The organism is Nodularia spumigena CCY9414, from assembly GCF_000340565.2.
Lineage (GTDB): Bacteria > Cyanobacteriota > Cyanobacteriia > Cyanobacteriales > Nostocaceae > Nodularia > Nodularia spumigena.
This window is the reverse complement of record NZ_CP007203.1, coordinates 2,595,972-2,611,371: the sequence shown is the minus strand read 5'-3', so window position 1 is coordinate 2,611,371 and position 15,400 is coordinate 2,595,972. Positions and strand designations below refer to the sequence as shown.

At 41.3% G+C, this 15,400-nt stretch carries 14 protein-coding genes and 1 pseudogene; 7 read left to right on the top strand and 8 right to left on the bottom strand.

What is annotated here, in order from left to right; translation table 11 throughout:
- Nucleotides 1-233: 233 nt before the first annotated feature.
- A complete protein-coding gene (locus NSP_RS11590) occupies nt 234-1,394 on the bottom strand; it encodes a ligand-binding sensor domain-containing protein (RefSeq protein ID WP_006194088.1) in 1,161 nt (386 codons plus the stop codon).
- A 783-nt stretch (nt 1,395-2,177) separates the two neighbouring features.
- Between NSP_RS11590 and NSP_RS11585 the strand changes: the two genes are divergently transcribed.
- The 5 genes from NSP_RS11585 (at nt 2,178) to NSP_RS11565 (ending at nt 6,502) form a co-directional block, all read left to right on the top strand.
- Complete coding sequence (locus NSP_RS11585; RefSeq protein WP_006194087.1) at nt 2,178-3,608, top strand: form I ribulose bisphosphate carboxylase large subunit; 1,431 nt, start codon at nt 2,178-2,180, stop codon at nt 3,606-3,608.
- Between the two features lie 101 nt (nt 3,609-3,709).
- On the top strand, nt 3,710-4,108 hold the full coding sequence (rcbX, locus tag NSP_RS11580; protein ID WP_006194086.1) for a RuBisCO chaperone RbcX: 399 nt from the start codon (nt 3,710-3,712) through the stop codon (nt 4,106-4,108).
- Between the two features lie 84 nt (nt 4,109-4,192).
- Complete coding sequence (locus tag NSP_RS11575) at nt 4,193-4,528, top strand: ribulose bisphosphate carboxylase small subunit (protein WP_006194085.1); 336 nt, start codon at nt 4,193-4,195, stop codon at nt 4,526-4,528.
- A 127-nt stretch (nt 4,529-4,655) separates the two neighbouring features.
- Nucleotides 4,656-5,108, top strand: a complete 453-nt coding sequence (locus NSP_RS11570) for a hypothetical protein (RefSeq protein WP_006194084.1) — start codon at nt 4,656-4,658, stop codon at nt 5,106-5,108.
- Between the two features lie 143 nt (nt 5,109-5,251).
- Nucleotides 5,252-6,502, top strand: coding sequence for a RuBisCO small subunit-like domain-containing protein (locus NSP_RS11565; protein WP_006194083.1), 1,251 nt, complete (start codon nt 5,252-5,254; stop codon nt 6,500-6,502).
- Nucleotides 6,503-6,648: 146 nt separating this feature from the next.
- On the opposite strand, the gene NSP_RS11560 is transcribed toward NSP_RS11565, so the two are convergent.
- The 5 genes and pseudogenes from NSP_RS11560 to NSP_RS24125 all read right to left on the bottom strand — a co-directional run.
- Nucleotides 6,649-7,458: a glucose 1-dehydrogenase gene (locus tag NSP_RS11560; RefSeq protein ID WP_006194082.1), complete on the bottom strand. Its 810-nt coding sequence runs from the start codon at nt 7,456-7,458 to the stop codon at nt 6,649-6,651.
- A gap of 138 nt (nt 7,459-7,596) precedes the next feature.
- Nucleotides 7,597-8,961, bottom strand: coding sequence for a magnesium transporter (gene mgtE, locus NSP_RS11555; RefSeq protein ID WP_006194081.1), 1,365 nt, complete (start codon nt 8,959-8,961; stop codon nt 7,597-7,599).
- A 602-nt stretch (nt 8,962-9,563) separates the two neighbouring features.
- The gene (locus NSP_RS11550; RefSeq protein WP_017804086.1) at nt 9,564-9,992 is read right to left on the bottom strand and encodes a hypothetical protein; all 429 of its coding nucleotides are present in this window, start codon (nt 9,990-9,992) and stop codon (nt 9,564-9,566) included.
- A gap of 78 nt (nt 9,993-10,070) precedes the next feature.
- Nucleotides 10,071-10,778 (bottom strand): hypothetical protein, encoded by a 708-nt coding sequence (locus tag NSP_RS11545; protein WP_231859579.1) that lies wholly within the window; start codon nt 10,776-10,778, stop codon nt 10,071-10,073.
- 67 nt (nt 10,779-10,845) lie between these two features.
- Nucleotides 10,846-11,016: pseudogene (locus NSP_RS24125) on the bottom strand (Fe-Mn family superoxide dismutase); the annotation flags it as partial.
- A gap of 214 nt (nt 11,017-11,230) precedes the next feature.
- On the opposite strand from NSP_RS24125, the gene NSP_RS11540 reads away from it, so the two are divergent.
- On the top strand, nt 11,231-12,985 hold the full coding sequence (locus tag NSP_RS11540) for a nucleoside hydrolase (RefSeq protein WP_006196479.1): 1,755 nt from the start codon (nt 11,231-11,233) through the stop codon (nt 12,983-12,985).
- Between the two features lie 198 nt (nt 12,986-13,183).
- Here NSP_RS11540 and NSP_RS11535 read toward each other — a convergent pair whose 3' ends face one another.
- Nucleotides 13,184-13,978 (bottom strand): superoxide dismutase, encoded by a 795-nt coding sequence (locus tag NSP_RS11535; protein ID WP_006196478.1) that lies wholly within the window; start codon nt 13,976-13,978, stop codon nt 13,184-13,186.
- A 71-nt stretch (nt 13,979-14,049) separates the two neighbouring features.
- Nucleotides 14,050-14,400, bottom strand: coding sequence for a phage holin family protein (locus NSP_RS11530; RefSeq protein ID WP_006196476.1), 351 nt, complete (start codon nt 14,398-14,400; stop codon nt 14,050-14,052).
- 606 nt (nt 14,401-15,006) lie between these two features.
- On the opposite strand from NSP_RS11530, the gene NSP_RS11525 reads away from it, so the two are divergent.
- Entirely contained in the window at nt 15,007-15,396 is a 390-nt protein-coding gene (locus tag NSP_RS11525; RefSeq protein ID WP_006196475.1) for a hypothetical protein, read from the top strand.
- Nucleotides 15,397-15,400 lie beyond the last annotated feature (4 nt).

The window sequence follows — 15,400 nt, the reverse complement described above, 5'->3', positions numbered from 1 at the left end:
GGCGAGCAAGGGGGAGTTTGAAACAAAATAGCACTTATTCACTATGCTGAATATGAATTAAATAACATCCAAATTCTGGTTTTTCACCTCACCCCGCCTAAAAACTTGCGTCAAAGTCTCCCCTCTCCTTACTCCCCTCTCCTTAGTAAGGAGAGGGGTTGGGGGTGAGGTTCTGTATTTTATCAAATCCCCATCTCCCCATTCCCCATTCCCCACTCCCCACTCCCCACTCCCTACTCCACAGCCCGACTAAAAGCCAGATGAGGTTTTGCATTACCCGTCGTGGGCGTTAACCAAGCCAGACCTTCACGAGTACCGACCCATAATTTATTGCCGATGTCCGGCGCAAGAGTAAGAACTCGACTAGAAGGAAGTCCCGCAACTTCATCTAATACAGCCCCTGTATGTGGATTTAATCGTAACAAACCATTGTGAGTCCCCACCCACACACTACCATCTTGGGCAAAGCGCACTGCTGTGACATTTCGCCCCCGCAGGCGAGTTACAGACCGCAAAACTGCACCAGTTTTGGGATTAATAACGAGCAAATGATTCGACATTCCCGCCCAAATTAAACCGGATGGACTAATGGCTAAGGTTTGCACGGTTGTTCCCGGTAACTGGTTAATCTGCTTCATAATTAAAGCGCTGGCCGTATTTACCCGCACCAGTCCATCTAGAGTCCCAACCCACAGTTGACCTTCAGCATCTAAAGTCATGGCGTTGGCGCTGACACCAGGCAAATTTTTTAATGTTGTCATAATTAAGCCTTGGTCAGGACTAATTAGAGCTAAACCATTATCGGTTCCAGTCCACAAATAGCCCCGATTGTCAACCAATAAAGATAAAACCCGTTTGGAAGGCAAAAATAAATTTTGGGCTGTAATTTCACCTGTGCGGGGGTCTATTCGCTTTAGTCCCTCATAAGTCCCTACCCATAAGCGACCCACTTTATCTTCTGCTAATGCACCAATGGCTAAATTCGGTAAACTCACACGCGCTAAAATTCTGCCTGTGTTCGGGTCAATGCGCGATAAGCCCCGCCATGAACCCACCCAGAGATTACCGGTAAAATCTCCTAGTAAGTTACTAACACGATAATCTGTTTCGAGCGATCGCTCTTGAATTCCCCTTTCATCAGGTAAAAGGTCTCTTCTCGGTGGTGGTGCAGTAGCCGGATAAGTAGGAGTTAAGTCAGATGAATCAACGTCAGGGGTTTTTTGTAGCGGTGCATTAGTACCAATTTTCTCTGCCCTTACCGCATTTGTCATAGTTACAAGACCAACGCTTGGCAAAGCTATCAACCCCAGAAATATAGAAGTCAACAATAATTTATGACGCTTGCGAAGTAATTCCACCATGACATTTCCTTTAAAAACAGTACCCACAGCCATTATCTAAACTAGCTAACAGTTAACATCAGTGTTCCCCCAGTCAGCTTGTTTTAAACTTCGGTAGCAAATTTAGTCATTAGTCATTAGTCATTGGGAAGTTACCGTCTTCTTCCCACACCTCCCACACCCCCCACACTCCCCACACCCCATTCCTTTACTTTTCTACATAAAACTACATAAAATGTTTAAAACTTTATGTAATAACAAAATTAAATACATAAGTTAAAAATTTTCAAAGAATAACTTATCAATTTCTTGATATATTGTGAGACAAGCTACAAATTACGTGGTGTGCAATTTCTTTTTCTTTCAATTACCACTCTGCTGTATTTCTGTCAAGCAAATTCTCTCTTGGTCTGTTTACTACTATTAGGGGACATATCAGGAGCCTGGAAGTGGGAATGGGTGTCAACCAGCCCAATTCCTGAAAAACCCCGATGTGTAGGGGAATAGTTTAATACTTTCCGCAAAGCGCGGAGTTTTTGCTGAAAATAGAAAAATTTAGCGGAGCAAGAGAAAGAGATAAAAGAGAATTTTTATTCACGGGATGAGGAAAAAGCACCAAGTGCCAATTCACGCACCCCAGATTGGGGAGAGCATTTGTTAATAAATGTAACTAAATGTTCGTTGCTAGAAAATCGACCCGCCAAAGCAAACCTCTAACAAAAAAATTTTCCTAATTTTTCCCCCAATTTAGTGCGGGTAAAAAGCGGGAGTGAGAGAAAGTTGCACAGAACGTGATTTGATGAAGTAATTAAAGAGTGACTTCTTGGAAGGGAATTTATGTCTTACGCTCAAACCCAAACCCAGAGCAAATCAGGGTATCAAGCCGGTGTTAAAGATTACAGACTAACTTATTACACCCCAGACTACACACCTAAAGATACAGACCTTCTTGCAGCATTCCGGATGACTCCCCAACCTGGAGTTCCTCCCGAAGAAGCTGGTGCTGCTGTGGCGGCTGAGTCCTCCACCGGTACTTGGACAACTGTATGGACAGATTTGCTCACCGACCTCGACCGCTACAAAGGTCGTTGCTACGATATCGAACCAGTTCCCGGCGAAGATAACCAGTACATCTGCTACGTTGCCTATCCTCTAGACTTGTTCGAGGAAGGTTCTGTAACCAACGTATTGACCTCTATTGTAGGTAACGTATTTGGTTTCAAAGCCTTGCGCGCATTGCGTTTGGAAGACATCCGCTTTCCTGTAGCTTACATCAAGACCTTCCAAGGGCCTCCCCACGGTATCCAAGTAGAGCGTGACAAATTAAACAAATACGGTCGTCCTTTGCTGGGTTGTACCATTAAGCCCAAATTAGGTTTGTCCGCTAAGAACTACGGACGTGCTGTATACGAGTGCTTGCGTGGTGGTTTGGACTTCACCAAAGACGACGAAAACATCAACTCTGCACCATTCCAAAGATGGCGCGATCGCTTCTTGTTCGTTTCTGAAGCTATCACCAAAGCCCAAGCTGAAACCGGTGAAATCAAAGGTCACTACCTCAACGTTACCGCTCCCACCTGTGAACAAATGTTGGAACGGGCTGAGTTCGCTAAAGAACTCAAACAGCCTATCATCATGCACGACTACCTAACCGCAGGCTTCACAGCTAACACCACATTGGCTCATTGGTGTCGCGCTAACGGTATCTTGCTGCACATTCACCGTGCTATGCACGCAGTTATCGACCGTCAAAAGAACCACGGTATCCACTTCCGTGTATTGGCTAAAGCCCTACGCTTGTCTGGTGGAGACCACATCCACACAGGTACTGTAGTTGGTAAGTTGGAAGGCGAACGTGGTATCACAATGGGCTTTGTTGACCTGTTGCGTGAAAACTATATTGAGCAAGATAAGTCTCGCGGTATTTACTTTACCCAAGACTGGGCTTCTTTACCAGGCGTAATGGCAGTTGCTTCCGGTGGTATCCACGTATGGCATATGCCCGCACTTGTAGAGATCTTCGGTGATGACTCCGTACTACAATTTGGTGGTGGTACTCTTGGACACCCCTGGGGTAACGCACCTGGTGCAACCGCTAACCGTGTAGCTTTAGAAGCTTGTATCCAAGCTCGTAACGAAGGCCGCAACTTGGCTCGTGAAGGTAACGACGTGATCCGCGAAGCTGCTAAGTGGAGTCCTGAATTGGCTGTTGCTTGCGAACTGTGGAAAGAAATCAAGTTCGAGTTCGAGGCCATGGATACTGTCTGATCCTCAAGTAACTAGTAAAAAGTTAAAGAGTAAAAGAAAATAATATTCTTTCTTTTTACTTTTTACTTTTTACTTTAGCTTTTTATGGGCTGGGGACAAACATGAATCTTAAGCAAATTGCCAAGGATACAGCCAAGACATTGCAAAGCTACCTGACTTATCAGGCGCTGAAAACAGTATTGGCACAGTTAGGCGAAACGAACCCACCGTTGGAACTTTGGCTACATAACTTTTCTGCTGGCAAAATCCAGGACGGAGAAGCGTATATTCAGCAACTGTTTCTCGAAAAGCCAGATTTGGCATTACGGATTATGACTGTCAGAGAACACATCGCCGAGGAAGTCGCCGACTTTCTTCCCGAAATGGTTCGCACTGGCTTTCAGCAAGCCAACATGGAACAACGTCGCCAGCATCTAGAACGCATCACACGAATAGATACATCTCACCCCAGTCCACACCCGGAACAGCAGACAAGTTCAGATCCCAATAGTGAACAGTAAACAGTCGTCATTGTTAACTGATAACTGATAACTGTTAACTGATAACTGAAATTTCATATCAATCGCAACCCATTATCAAAAACTATGCAAACTTTACCAAAAGAGCGTCGTTACGAAACCCTTTCTTACCTTCCACCTCTTTCTGATGCTCAAATTGCCAAGCAAGTTCAGTACATCTTGACTCAAGGTTACATTCCAGCTATTGAGTTTAACGAAATTTCTGAGCCAACAGAATTTTACTGGACAATGTGGAAGTTGCCTTTGTTCGGCGCTAAGTCTACTCAAGAAGTATTGAGCGAAGTTCAATCTTGCCGTTCTCAATACAGCAACTGCTATATCCGTGTTGTGGGTTTTGACAACATCAAGCAGTGTCAAGTTCTTAGCTTTATTGTTCACAAGCCCAGCATGAGCAGATACTAAGAGTTGGACTTTTGAATTAATTTTGGGGAATTTGAATTAGTTTCCCTTTGGAGAGGTAGATTTTTCTGCCTCTTTTTTTTATTAATTAAAGTAGGGTGTGTTATGCCGCAGGCTAACGCAGCTTGAATTGTTTAACCATAGCAATAACGCTGGTATTTTGCATACCAGCGTTATTGCTACTTTATTTAATCTTCTGTCTGCACTTGAAAATGTATGGGAGGCTTTCAAAGCATTAAATATACTTAAAAGAACTAGATTTTTGCCTATCTCTGCTAATAATTTACCCCACATTACATCAAAAGAATATTTAGAAGACACAAACATAAATAAATTGTCTGAGCTTAAAGAAGTTACCCTTTTGAATGATGACGAAAGTAGTTACCGTTATTTATATCCTGAAGATGTAGAAGCAGAAAAGGAACGTCGTCGTAAAGAAGCAGCAGCAAGAAAGAAGGAACTGGAGCAGGAAAGGAAGGAATATATGCAACTAGAGGCAAGAGAGTGGGGAAATTTTGGATATTATGCAGCTATGGTTGATGAGGGAGAATTAGCTCCTGATGATCCTAGATATCCCTTATGATCATAAGTGCGACTTTATCTGGGTATTAAGTTTTTTTCAGTTGAGCTACTTAGCAACTTGGGATTTTTACCAAAAGATTAGTAAACATCCGACACCAAAAAAACTTAATATTAGTTTAATAAAACATTATCAGTGATATTTTTATGAGTTACTACATTGCTCCCCGCTTTCTAGACAAACTTGGCGTTCACATTACCAAAAATTTCTTGAATCTACCTGGTGTGCGAGTTCCCTTAATTTTAGGGATTCATGGACGTAAAGGCGAAGGAAAGACATTTCAGTGTCAGTTAGTCTTCGAGAAAATGGGTATCGAAGTAACTAACATATCCGGGGGAGAATTGGAGAGTCCAGATGCTGGAGACCCGGCGCGGTTAATTCGTTTGCGTTATCGCGAAACAGCAGAATTAATTAAAGTGCGCGGTAAAATGTGCGTGCTGATGATTAATGATTTAGATGCGGGTGCGGGACGCTTTGATGAAGGTACTCAGTATACTGTAAATACTCAGATGGTAAATGCCACACTGATGAATATTGCTGATAATCCTACAGATGTGCAGTTACCTGGAAGCTATGATTCTACACCGTTACATCGTGTCCCGATTATTGTTACCGGGAATGATTTTTCTACTCTCTACGCGCCGTTAATTCGCGATGGACGGATGGAGAAATTCTACTGGGAACCAGATAGAGACGATAAGGTGGGAATTGTTGGCGGAATTTTTGCAGAAGATGGACTTTCACAACGAGAAGTTGCACAGCTTGTTGATACTTTTCCTCATCAATCTATTGACTTTTATAGTGCGTTGCGATCGCGCATTTATGATCAACAAGTACGTGAATTTATCCATCAAGTCGGTTTCGAGCGTGTATCGTCGCGTATCGTTAACAGCGCCGAGAAGCCACCAGAGTTTAAAAAGCCGGATTTCAGCTTGTCTAACCTGATTTCGGCGGGTAATTTTATGGTGGGTGAACAACAACGGGTAGAAACTTCTCAATTGGTTGATGAATACAATCGGCTGAATCGAGGTAGTAAAAATTATCAAGTAGCACCACCAGCGCCTGTCACACCGAATAGGGAGCCGTCAGGTAATGGATTTCATCAACCAAAAGTATCAAATACCCATTTAAGCCTAGAGACACAAGAACAAATCCGGCAAATTTTAGCTCAAGGTCACAGAATTAACTTTGAACACGTAGATGAACGCCGCTTCCGTACTGGTTCTTGGCAAAGTTGCGGTACAACTCAGATAAATGCTGAATGGGATGCAATATCAGCTTTAGAAGGTTATCTAGCGGAATATAGTGGTGAGTATGTGCGCTTGGTAGGAATTGACCCGAAAGCTAAACGGCGAATTGTGGAAACGATTATTCAGCGTCCGAACGGTAAGAATTAACATCATCTAGCACCCCACCCCCAACCCCTCCCCGCAAGCGGGGAGGGGAGAAAAGGCTCAATAACAAGTAAAAAACATCTCTCTTCCTGATTTCTCTGTGTTCTCTGTGCCTGGTGTGGTTCGTTTAACTTCTCCCAAACACCCACTCAAGCTGACCAGTTTTCGCGGAAGTCAGCGTACAAAGTTAATCCACCGTCTACAAATAGGGTTTGACCAGTGATGTAACCGGCATCATCTGAGGCTAAAAAAGCTACAGATGCTGCCATTTCTTCAGCAGTTCCCGCACGACACATGGGGATATGACTTTCTACAGCTGCCTTTTTTTCTGGGTCATCTATCCAAGCTTGATTGATTGGTGTGACTGTTGCTCCCGGTGCGACAGCATTGACACGAATACCTCGATTAGCATATTCTAATGCTAGGGTTTTAGTGAGATTTTCCATTCCCCCTTTGCTGATGGAATAACTCAGATATGTAGGTCTGGGAATAATTTCGTGAACACTGGAAATATTGATGATTACCCCGGAACGGTTCTGGGATAAAAGATGTTTGATGGTTTCACGGGCGCAGATAAAAGCACCCCGGAGGTTAACTGCAAGGACTTGATCGAAGTCTGCGGTAGTCAGTTCATGGGATGGGCATTCTCTTTGAATCCCCGCATTATTGATCAGAATATCTAAGCTACCAAAGGTGTTAACTACACTGTTGACCATTGTCACAATATCTGATTCTTGGGAAACATCACCTTTTACTAAAAGCGAACGCATTCCGCAATTTTCGATATCTTTACAGGCTTTCTCTACTGCCATTGCTTCGGTTTCAGACCCTGATTCGGGAGTTCTGCGGTAGTTAATCGCTATATTACAGCCTAATTGGGCAAGTTTAACAGCGATCGCCTGACCAATACCTGAAGTTGCACCTGTAACTAAAGCATTTTTGCCTTGTAATCCTTTCATGGTCAATTTGTTTCGTAATTCAACACCTACATACAGAGGGAATTTGGTAATAAATTCATCCTCCTATAGTGTAGATATTTCAGAAATTCCCAAAACCAGTATATCTCTTGCGGGATTTTTTCCTGGCTATTTCTACTATTAGCCTAAAATCCATCGAGCTAAGTTGAGGTAAATTAACACTCCCAACACATCAACAGCAGTGGTAATAAAAGGCGCTGACATCAAAGCCGGATCTAGCCCCATCGCACGGAATAAAAATGGCAAAGCCGAACCAGAAACTGAGGCTAAAACACAGATGGACAATAGACTAATACCTACAGCTAGGGCTACAAAGAAATTCCCTTGTAAGAAGTATGCCCAAACTATGACTACACTACCTAGCATAGTTCCGAGCAGTACACCAGCGATCGCTTCTCGTTTGATGATATTTAAAGCTTCACTAGGGCGAACGTCTTCCGTATTCAAGCCCCGAATCACCACAGTTGAAGACTGCGCCCCCACATTCCCGCCTGTACCAATCAATAAGGGTATAAAGGCAGTTAAAGCAACTACTTTTTCTAAAATATCTTCTTGGTTAGTAATTACCGCCGCCGTAGCACTATTAGTTATCAATAGAATAAACAACCATACTACCCGCTTCCGGGCAACAGTAAATAAGTTAGTTTGAAAATAATTATCACCGCCAGATTCTACACCACCTAACTTATAGATGTCTTCCGTGGTTTCTTGTTCTAAAATATCCAGCACATCATCCACCGTGACAATACCCACTAGACGCTGTTCTGCATCTACCACAGGAATGGCTACAAAGTCATAGTGCTGAATTGTCCGAGCCACTTCTTCTTGGTCAGTCCCAGTATTTACAAATACCACATCACGGGTCATGATGCTGCCAATAGTTTGCTCTGGTTGCGCTAAAATCAGATCCCGCAGGGAGAGAATCCCAGTTAAGCGACGAGCATCATCAGTTACATATATATAGTAAATAGTTTCTCTCAAGTTAGCCAAAGAACGAATTTGCGCTAGTGCCTGATTAATCGTAATATTTTCCCTCAGTGACAGATACTCAGGAGTCATAATCCGCCCCGCAGTGTTAGGCGCATAACCTAAAAGCAGAGCAGTTGCATCCCGTTCCGCCGGACTCAGTTGTTGTAATAGTCGCCGCACAACTTTAGCGGGGAGTTCGTCAAACAAGCGCGCCCGGTCGTCAGGGGACATATAATCGACGATTTCCTGTACATCCTGACGCTTAAAATCTTCTAGTAGTGTTTGTTGTACACTAGGGTCTAAATATTCAAAGACTTCTATAGCCTCTTCTTTAGAAAGTAACCGAAAAGCGATCGCCTGGGTAGCCTCTGGTAAACCTTCAATAGATTCGGCAATATCTGCAACCTGAACCGGAATTAATAAAGCTTTAGCACCCTGAAAGTTCTTTTGTTCAAGTAGCACTTGCAGCTGCTGGCGCACTAGGTCTTGTAACTCTTGTCGGGATCTGCTTTGCATATGTGAACTAAAAGGTAGCTGATTAAGGCAGTATTCTCTAAAACTAATTTGCTTTTACTGTTACCAACTGTGACATTCTCCTTACACTATAAAGGGTAGTGGCTCTCCCTACTTTACTTCTCTTACTTGTGTTACGACTTTTTCGCCACTTATCCAGAGCAGCTTTATATTTTACCGCCAGGTGAGAATCCCACCTCTGGTCTAGATGACGCAGAACTAAGAATCCCCATCGATTTATCGCGCTTAGTGTCAATCCTTAATAGCCAGACTGCATAAGCACTTTCTATTCCGCCGAGTCCCAGCCTAAAAGCTAATTTTTGTGGAATCCCAACAGAAAACACTTCAGGTATTTTACTCAAAGTCTGGGGTATTTTTATTTTTAGTAAACAATAGTTTTAATCATGATTAAAACCCACCATTTTAGTTTAAAGGGAATAAACCGCCAATAATAGAGTATTGGGAGTTGACATTCGCTCGAAATTTTGTTATGTTATAATTGATAAGGAAGAACTATCTTAATAGCTAAAACCTAATTTATAGTCTCTTGAGATGCGAAAGTGGGGCGAGGTAGAGACTTACCTGTGCATAAGTAAGTATTGCGGCTAAAATCTGCTACTGGGCAAAAGTAAAATATCGATCAATTCGCCCACTACCAAACCGCACAGGGCTAAGACGGTTAAAACCCAAAAAGAATCAGTCTTGTTGAAACCAGCAAAACGCATTTCTAAGTCAGCTAAAAACGTAGTGGCTATGGGGATGAGAAAAAGGCTAAAGAATATCGACCAAGTTTCCACCAAAGCAACCGATAAACTTAAAAATAACACCACAACTAAGATTCTGGAGCCAAATGCCACTAACTGCTCTAACCAAACAATAGTTTTTCTGACAATAGCTAAAGTGACAGCAACCACAAAAGCTCCCGCCAACCAAACAATGTGATGAGCCGCAAGATACCACCCCAATAGAGCATAAGCTAACCAGAGTAATACGAGGGGCATTACTGGAATTCTGTGAAAAAATCCCACATTCATCATTTTCTTCCCCCAGCTTTCAATAATCAAGGAATAGTTATCTTAATTCTAATAAAAAACCGCTTATTTTTACTTGCTTTAGTAACGCCTAAATTGCCTTTGGAGATTTTCGACTTCTTCTACAGTTTTTTCTATGCCTTCTTCCGCAATGTTTTTGACATAATTAATCTTGATTTCCTCTAACATATCTACAAGTAATTGTTCTAACTCCTGTAGGTTATGCTTTTTTTGTAACTCAATTTCTAAAGCATCTGGAAAGTTTTTGGTCAACCGGGCTGTTATCTCTGCACCGATGGGATATTCTAATGCTTTCACCAAGGTTGTGTAAGCAGATTGTGTTAAGTTTGCGGCTAATTGCTCAATTAATTGATTAGGTAATTCATTCAGTCCAGGAAAGTTCTGTTTTTGTAGTCCTGTGGCTTTAGCTCTAGCCACTGCAAAATTCAAAATGGTAGTATGATTATTTATCGCCTGTTGCAACTGGGCAATATTCTCATATTTTCTTCTAGCGAGAGTTCCCTGAGTAGGAATCAGCAAAGCTGCAACTCCACTAGCCAAATCTTGCTGGTTTAACGCAAAATAACGCCAATCACCGTAAGCATACCGAATTAATTTGTCATCATTATCAGGCAAAACCAAACTGGAATGTAAGCCTAAATCAAGTACGTAAACAGTGACTGGCTCCACTGGGTCAGATGGGGGTATGATAACTGCGGGAGAGGCAATCAAGACAAGAGATATCGAGGCTAGTATTCCCAGAATAAATATAGATATGCGACTTGACAAACTCTGCGTTCCTCTGCGTTACCTTAGCGCCCCTCTGCGTTTAAACAAGATTAAGATCCTAACTATTTCATTGTAATGAAACAAGCGATCGCTTGTTAATTTCCGGCCAATTCACCACATTCCACCAATTATTTAAATACTCAGCCCGACGGTTGCGATATCTCAGGTAATATGCGTGTTCCCAGACATCATTACCCATAATCAGATTATCTTGATTGGCTGTGGTGACGATTTGTAATGTTCAGTTTCTAGCCCCACCATCTTCAAGATTCATAATTTGTTACATGAAAGCGGGTGGCAGAATACTCTCAATAATTTCCGATTGTGAATTTAGAGGACAGAATGTAATTTTTAATGAATATGATTATTATTTGAAAAAAAGATTTAGCGGTAATATATACTACTTACTAAGCATATAAAATCTATGCATTATTCAGGGTAAACAGTAAATTATGCCACATCAATACGTGACTCCCCTCATTTTTGACGACGATGGTAGCCAAGATGGAATGACTGCTCTAGCTTTCATGCTGGCGAATCCTAAGTTTGATATTCAAGCAATCACTATTTCCCAAGGTATTGCTAATCCGCCAAGTTTTGCTAATGATCTAGCTCGAATGCTCTCCAGACTTGATGCCAGCAATATTTCCATTGGTATCGGTAGATCTACCCCATTAGTGGGTAATAATGCCTTTCCAGATTTTATTCGGGATGGCGCTGACACATTCTGGTCACCCTTTGTAAAATTATCGACAGAAATTCCATCTTTTACAACTAGAAATGCAGCAGAATTGATTGTTGAAACCATCAACAAATCACCAGAACCTGTAGCAATTTTAGCCACTGGTAGTTTGACTAACATTGCTGAGGCTCTGCGCCTTGATCCTGGGATTATTGACAAGATCTCTGTACTGCAAGTTATGGGAGGAGCAATTTTTGTTCCTGGCAATCTTCCTGTTCTTCCCGATCCCCCATATTCCACCAACTCAGTGGCCGAGTTTAATATCTGGGTTGATCCGGTCGCAGCACAAGAAGTCTTTGCAGCTGGAGAGCAAGGACTGAAAATACAACTTACTCCCCTAGACGCAACTAATCAAACTGAGTTTAACCGTCAAGATCAGGAAGCATGGTTAGCAACCCCATCATCGAAAAGTAAAATAGCGGCAGAGTTCTTGGATTTTGCCCTCACGGTTATTCAAAGTGATCTTGATCCAAATCCTGTTTGGGACTTGGTTGCAGCTATTAACTTGAGTGAGCCGGACTTCTCCGAAGAGACACCTCTACACATTGAAGTTGACACAACATCATCCCCTGGAGAGACCCAAGGACAAACTAGGGTGATTCCCGACTTAACACCCAATGTCTTAGTATCATTAAATCCCAGCTTTGCTAACATCACCTTCAATGCTAGTCAAGTTTTCTCGGCACTTGACTCTACAGTAGTTAAATTTGGCTCTAATGCTGACGATGAGATTACCCTTGAGACCACTGAGAAGACTGAAATTTTATTCACCGGAGACGGACAAGATACAGTGGATGCTACTCAAAATAAAAGTATTTTTACTGGCAAAGGTGAAGATATAGTCTTGACTGATGGTCACTCCTCCATATTTACAGGAGAGGGAAATGATCAGATTTTTATTGGTCAAAACGGTGGTGCGAAAAATACCAGTGTTGATGCGGGGAAGGGTGATGACGATATCACTACAGTAGAGAGCAGTGGTATTAACTTCCTTTTCGGTTCCGCAGGTAAAGATACCCTCAAGGTAATAGAGGGTTCAAATCAATTACTGTTTGGTGGTTCTGATAACGATACCCTCACTAGTAGAGGCAATAAAAACCGCTTATACGGTGGTTCTGGTGATGACATCCTTTACTCTTATCTTAATGATTCTCTATTTGGTGGGGATGGAGATGATATTTTGTTTGCCGGTGAAGAAGGTGGCAATCGTTTAACAGGTGGTAATGGTGTTGATCGATTCTGGATTGCTAACGCAAGTCTACCTAGTAGTCCAAACTCGATTACGGACTTCACATCCGGCATAGATATAATTTCCATCGGGGGAATAGGTGTTACCCAGTTTGATCAACTGACCCTCACACAACAAGGTAATGATCTATTAGTCCAATTCGAGAATACTCAATTGGCAATTCTGATGGGAGTGACAAATACTCTCACAGCTAATAACTTTGCCTTTTTTGCTTAAACAGAAACTAATACCAATTCAAAAAATGATGGCGACAGATAGATTCCCTAAACCTGGACACAGAAGAGGATTTTGAATCCAAAATCTAAAATCCAAAATGGTATAACCTATTTGGGGCTTGGGGAGATACAGAAGTAATTGACAATGGTGTTGAAGATTTTCTACACCAAACCATCAACTCTCCCACAAACCTTAACCTTACGTCCCTTTCTGTAAGTTAACAAGCGATCGCTTGTTAACTTCCGGCCAATTCACCACATTCCACCAATTCTTTAAATACTCAGCCCGACGGTTGCGATATCTCAGGTAATATGCGTGTTCCCAGACATCATTACCCATAATCGGATATGCACCATCCATAATCGGGTTATCTTGATTAGCTGTGGTGACGATTTGCAGTTCTCCGGCGGGGTTACGCACTAGCCACACCCAACCACTCCCGAAGCGATCGCCTCCAGCTGCGTTAAACTGTTTTTTAAACTCCTCAAAACTGCCAAAAGTTTGGTTAATCTCGGCTGCAATTTCCTCTATTGGTTCTCCACCACCTTCAGGACTCATAATTTGCCAAAAAATTGTGTGGTTAAGATGTCCACCACCGTTATTGCGTACCTTTGTGCGAATATTTTCCGGAACATTATTTAAATCCCGCAGCAAAGCTTCAACACTATTTTTTTGCAAATCTGGCGCTTGTTTGAGAGCATCATTAAGGTTATTCACATAACTAGCATGATGTCCGTCATGATGTAATTTCATCGTTTCCGCATCAATAGCTTTTCCTAGCGCCGCATAATCATAGGGTAATAGTGGTAGCTTGGCTGGACTAGCACTCAGTTCCCCATCAGGAGAAGCTACGGGGGGAAACGTTGCAGCAATGGGAGTTCCTTGAGGAGATTGTGATTCAGCTACGGGTACTGGTTGACAAGAAATTAGCATCATCGCCAGCAGCATTCCTGTAAGTACAAAGGCAATTTTTTCTCGGATAAATTTGGACATAACTATTCACACCACCCTGAATATTTGTATTATAAAAAAGTCAAATCTTGCTGTTATTTAGCCAGATTTTTTTATACCCCTGTTCTGACAATAGACAGGAGAATAGAATTAACAATCGCTAAAGCAATAGAACCAATCAATGCACTCCAAAAGCCCCATCTCAGAGAAAACCCCGGAACTAAATAAGCAGCCAGAGCAAAAATAAGCGCATTCAACACAAAGAAAAATAATCCAAAGCTCAGAATAATCGCGGGTAATGTAACTAAACTGAGAATTGGCAGCAAAATTGCATTCAATACTCCGAAAACAGCCGCAGAAATGGCTGCTTTCCCCAAACTATCAATTTCAATGCCTATCGGTAGTCTAGAAATAATTAAAAAGCTGATTGTAGTCACTAACCAAGTGAGAAGAAGGTTTAACATTAAGGTTTCCTCAAAATACTTAATTGTTCAAAAGTTTATTCTAATTTTGTTTCTTTAAACCCAGATAAAATATTTTTAACCTGATATTTTCAGTAAAATAAAGCTTTTCTTCTGGGCAATTTTAACATAAAAACTTCCATCTTTAAGCCAATATATTAATATATTTCTTTGGGTATACAATTATAAGTTATTAACAAAACTATCGACAGATATACGATAAATTTTATTTTGCTAAATATATAATTAAAACATAATCAATATCTAGCAATAAAATTGATTAACGAAAAAATAATAACTGTATTTTCTATCTTTCAGGGATGACAAACTTGAGCAAAATTATGCTAGATAAAGGTTAAACGTAAACAGATTAATGTCCCTAGTGACTTTTTTTTTAAGGACTTAGCCTGCAAAAAAAAATGGGTTTAATTGGAGAAGTTATTATTCTTAAAATTTAACCTTATTTGCTAGCTAAAGTTCTGGCAAAATTCCAAATCAATCAATTATTAACCGCCGATAAACGCCGATGAAATTTTATGGCTATTCTCAAATCACCAATTAATTTTGTATCAAAAATCAACATATTGTATATAGCTGAGGGTAAAGAAGATGTCTGTTGAGCCAATTCTGCTAAAAAAAATAGCCGAAGATAGAAATTTTTCTCAAGTCACTATTAGTGAAGTGAAACCAGAGCAAATGCAACAAGATGGCTTAGATATTCCGGATATAGCTTTAACTTTATCTCCCGTAGCCTTGCTATTCAGTTGGGTAGTTTTTTTCCTCCTTTTGCAAAAAGTTCGCACTCTTTTAGACAATAAAATGGTTTTTACTGTCAATGGTTCACATAAAGTTCCGTGTAAAAATTGTCGCTTTTATTCAAATAATCATTATCTCAAATGTGCAGTACAACCTTCTATTGTCCTCACTGAAGAAGCGAAGGATTGCCCCGAATATTCACCTAAAAATGGAAAGTTTTCGCCAAATAGCCTCTTTAAATAAGGTA

What these genes read in the sequence shown, in the direction of transcription:
- NSP_RS11585 (WP_006194087.1), top strand. Translation starts at nt 2,178, where the DNA reads ATGTCTTACGCTCAAACCCAAACCCAGAGCAAATCAGGGTATCAAGCC.
- rcbX (WP_006194086.1), top strand. Translation starts at nt 3,710, where the DNA reads ATGAATCTTAAGCAAATTGCCAAGGATACAGCCAAGACATTGCAAAGC.
- mgtE (WP_006194081.1), bottom strand. Translation starts at nt 8,961, where the DNA reads ATGCAAAGCAGATCCCGACAAGAGTTACAAGACCTAGTGCGCCAGCAG.
- NSP_RS11530 (WP_006196476.1), bottom strand. Translation starts at nt 14,400, where the DNA reads ATGTTAAACCTTCTTCTCACTTGGTTAGTGACTACAATCAGCTTTTTA.
- NSP_RS11525 (WP_006196475.1), top strand. Translation starts at nt 15,007, where the DNA reads ATGTCTGTTGAGCCAATTCTGCTAAAAAAAATAGCCGAAGATAGAAAT.
- NSP_RS11560 (WP_006194082.1), bottom strand. Translation starts at nt 7,458, where the DNA reads ATGAAAGGATTACAAGGCAAAAATGCTTTAGTTACAGGTGCAACTTCA.
- NSP_RS11575 (WP_006194085.1), top strand. Translation starts at nt 4,193, where the DNA reads ATGCAAACTTTACCAAAAGAGCGTCGTTACGAAACCCTTTCTTACCTT.
- NSP_RS11540 (WP_006196479.1), top strand. Translation starts at nt 11,231, where the DNA reads ATGCCACATCAATACGTGACTCCCCTCATTTTTGACGACGATGGTAGC.
- NSP_RS11535 (WP_006196478.1), bottom strand. Translation starts at nt 13,978, where the DNA reads ATGTCCAAATTTATCCGAGAAAAAATTGCCTTTGTACTTACAGGAATG.
- NSP_RS11590 (WP_006194088.1), bottom strand. Translation starts at nt 1,394, where the DNA reads ATGGCTGTGGGTACTGTTTTTAAAGGAAATGTCATGGTGGAATTACTT.
- NSP_RS11565 (WP_006194083.1), top strand. Translation starts at nt 5,252, where the DNA reads ATGAGTTACTACATTGCTCCCCGCTTTCTAGACAAACTTGGCGTTCAC.
- NSP_RS11550 (WP_017804086.1), bottom strand. Translation starts at nt 9,992, where the DNA reads ATGAATGTGGGATTTTTTCACAGAATTCCAGTAATGCCCCTCGTATTA.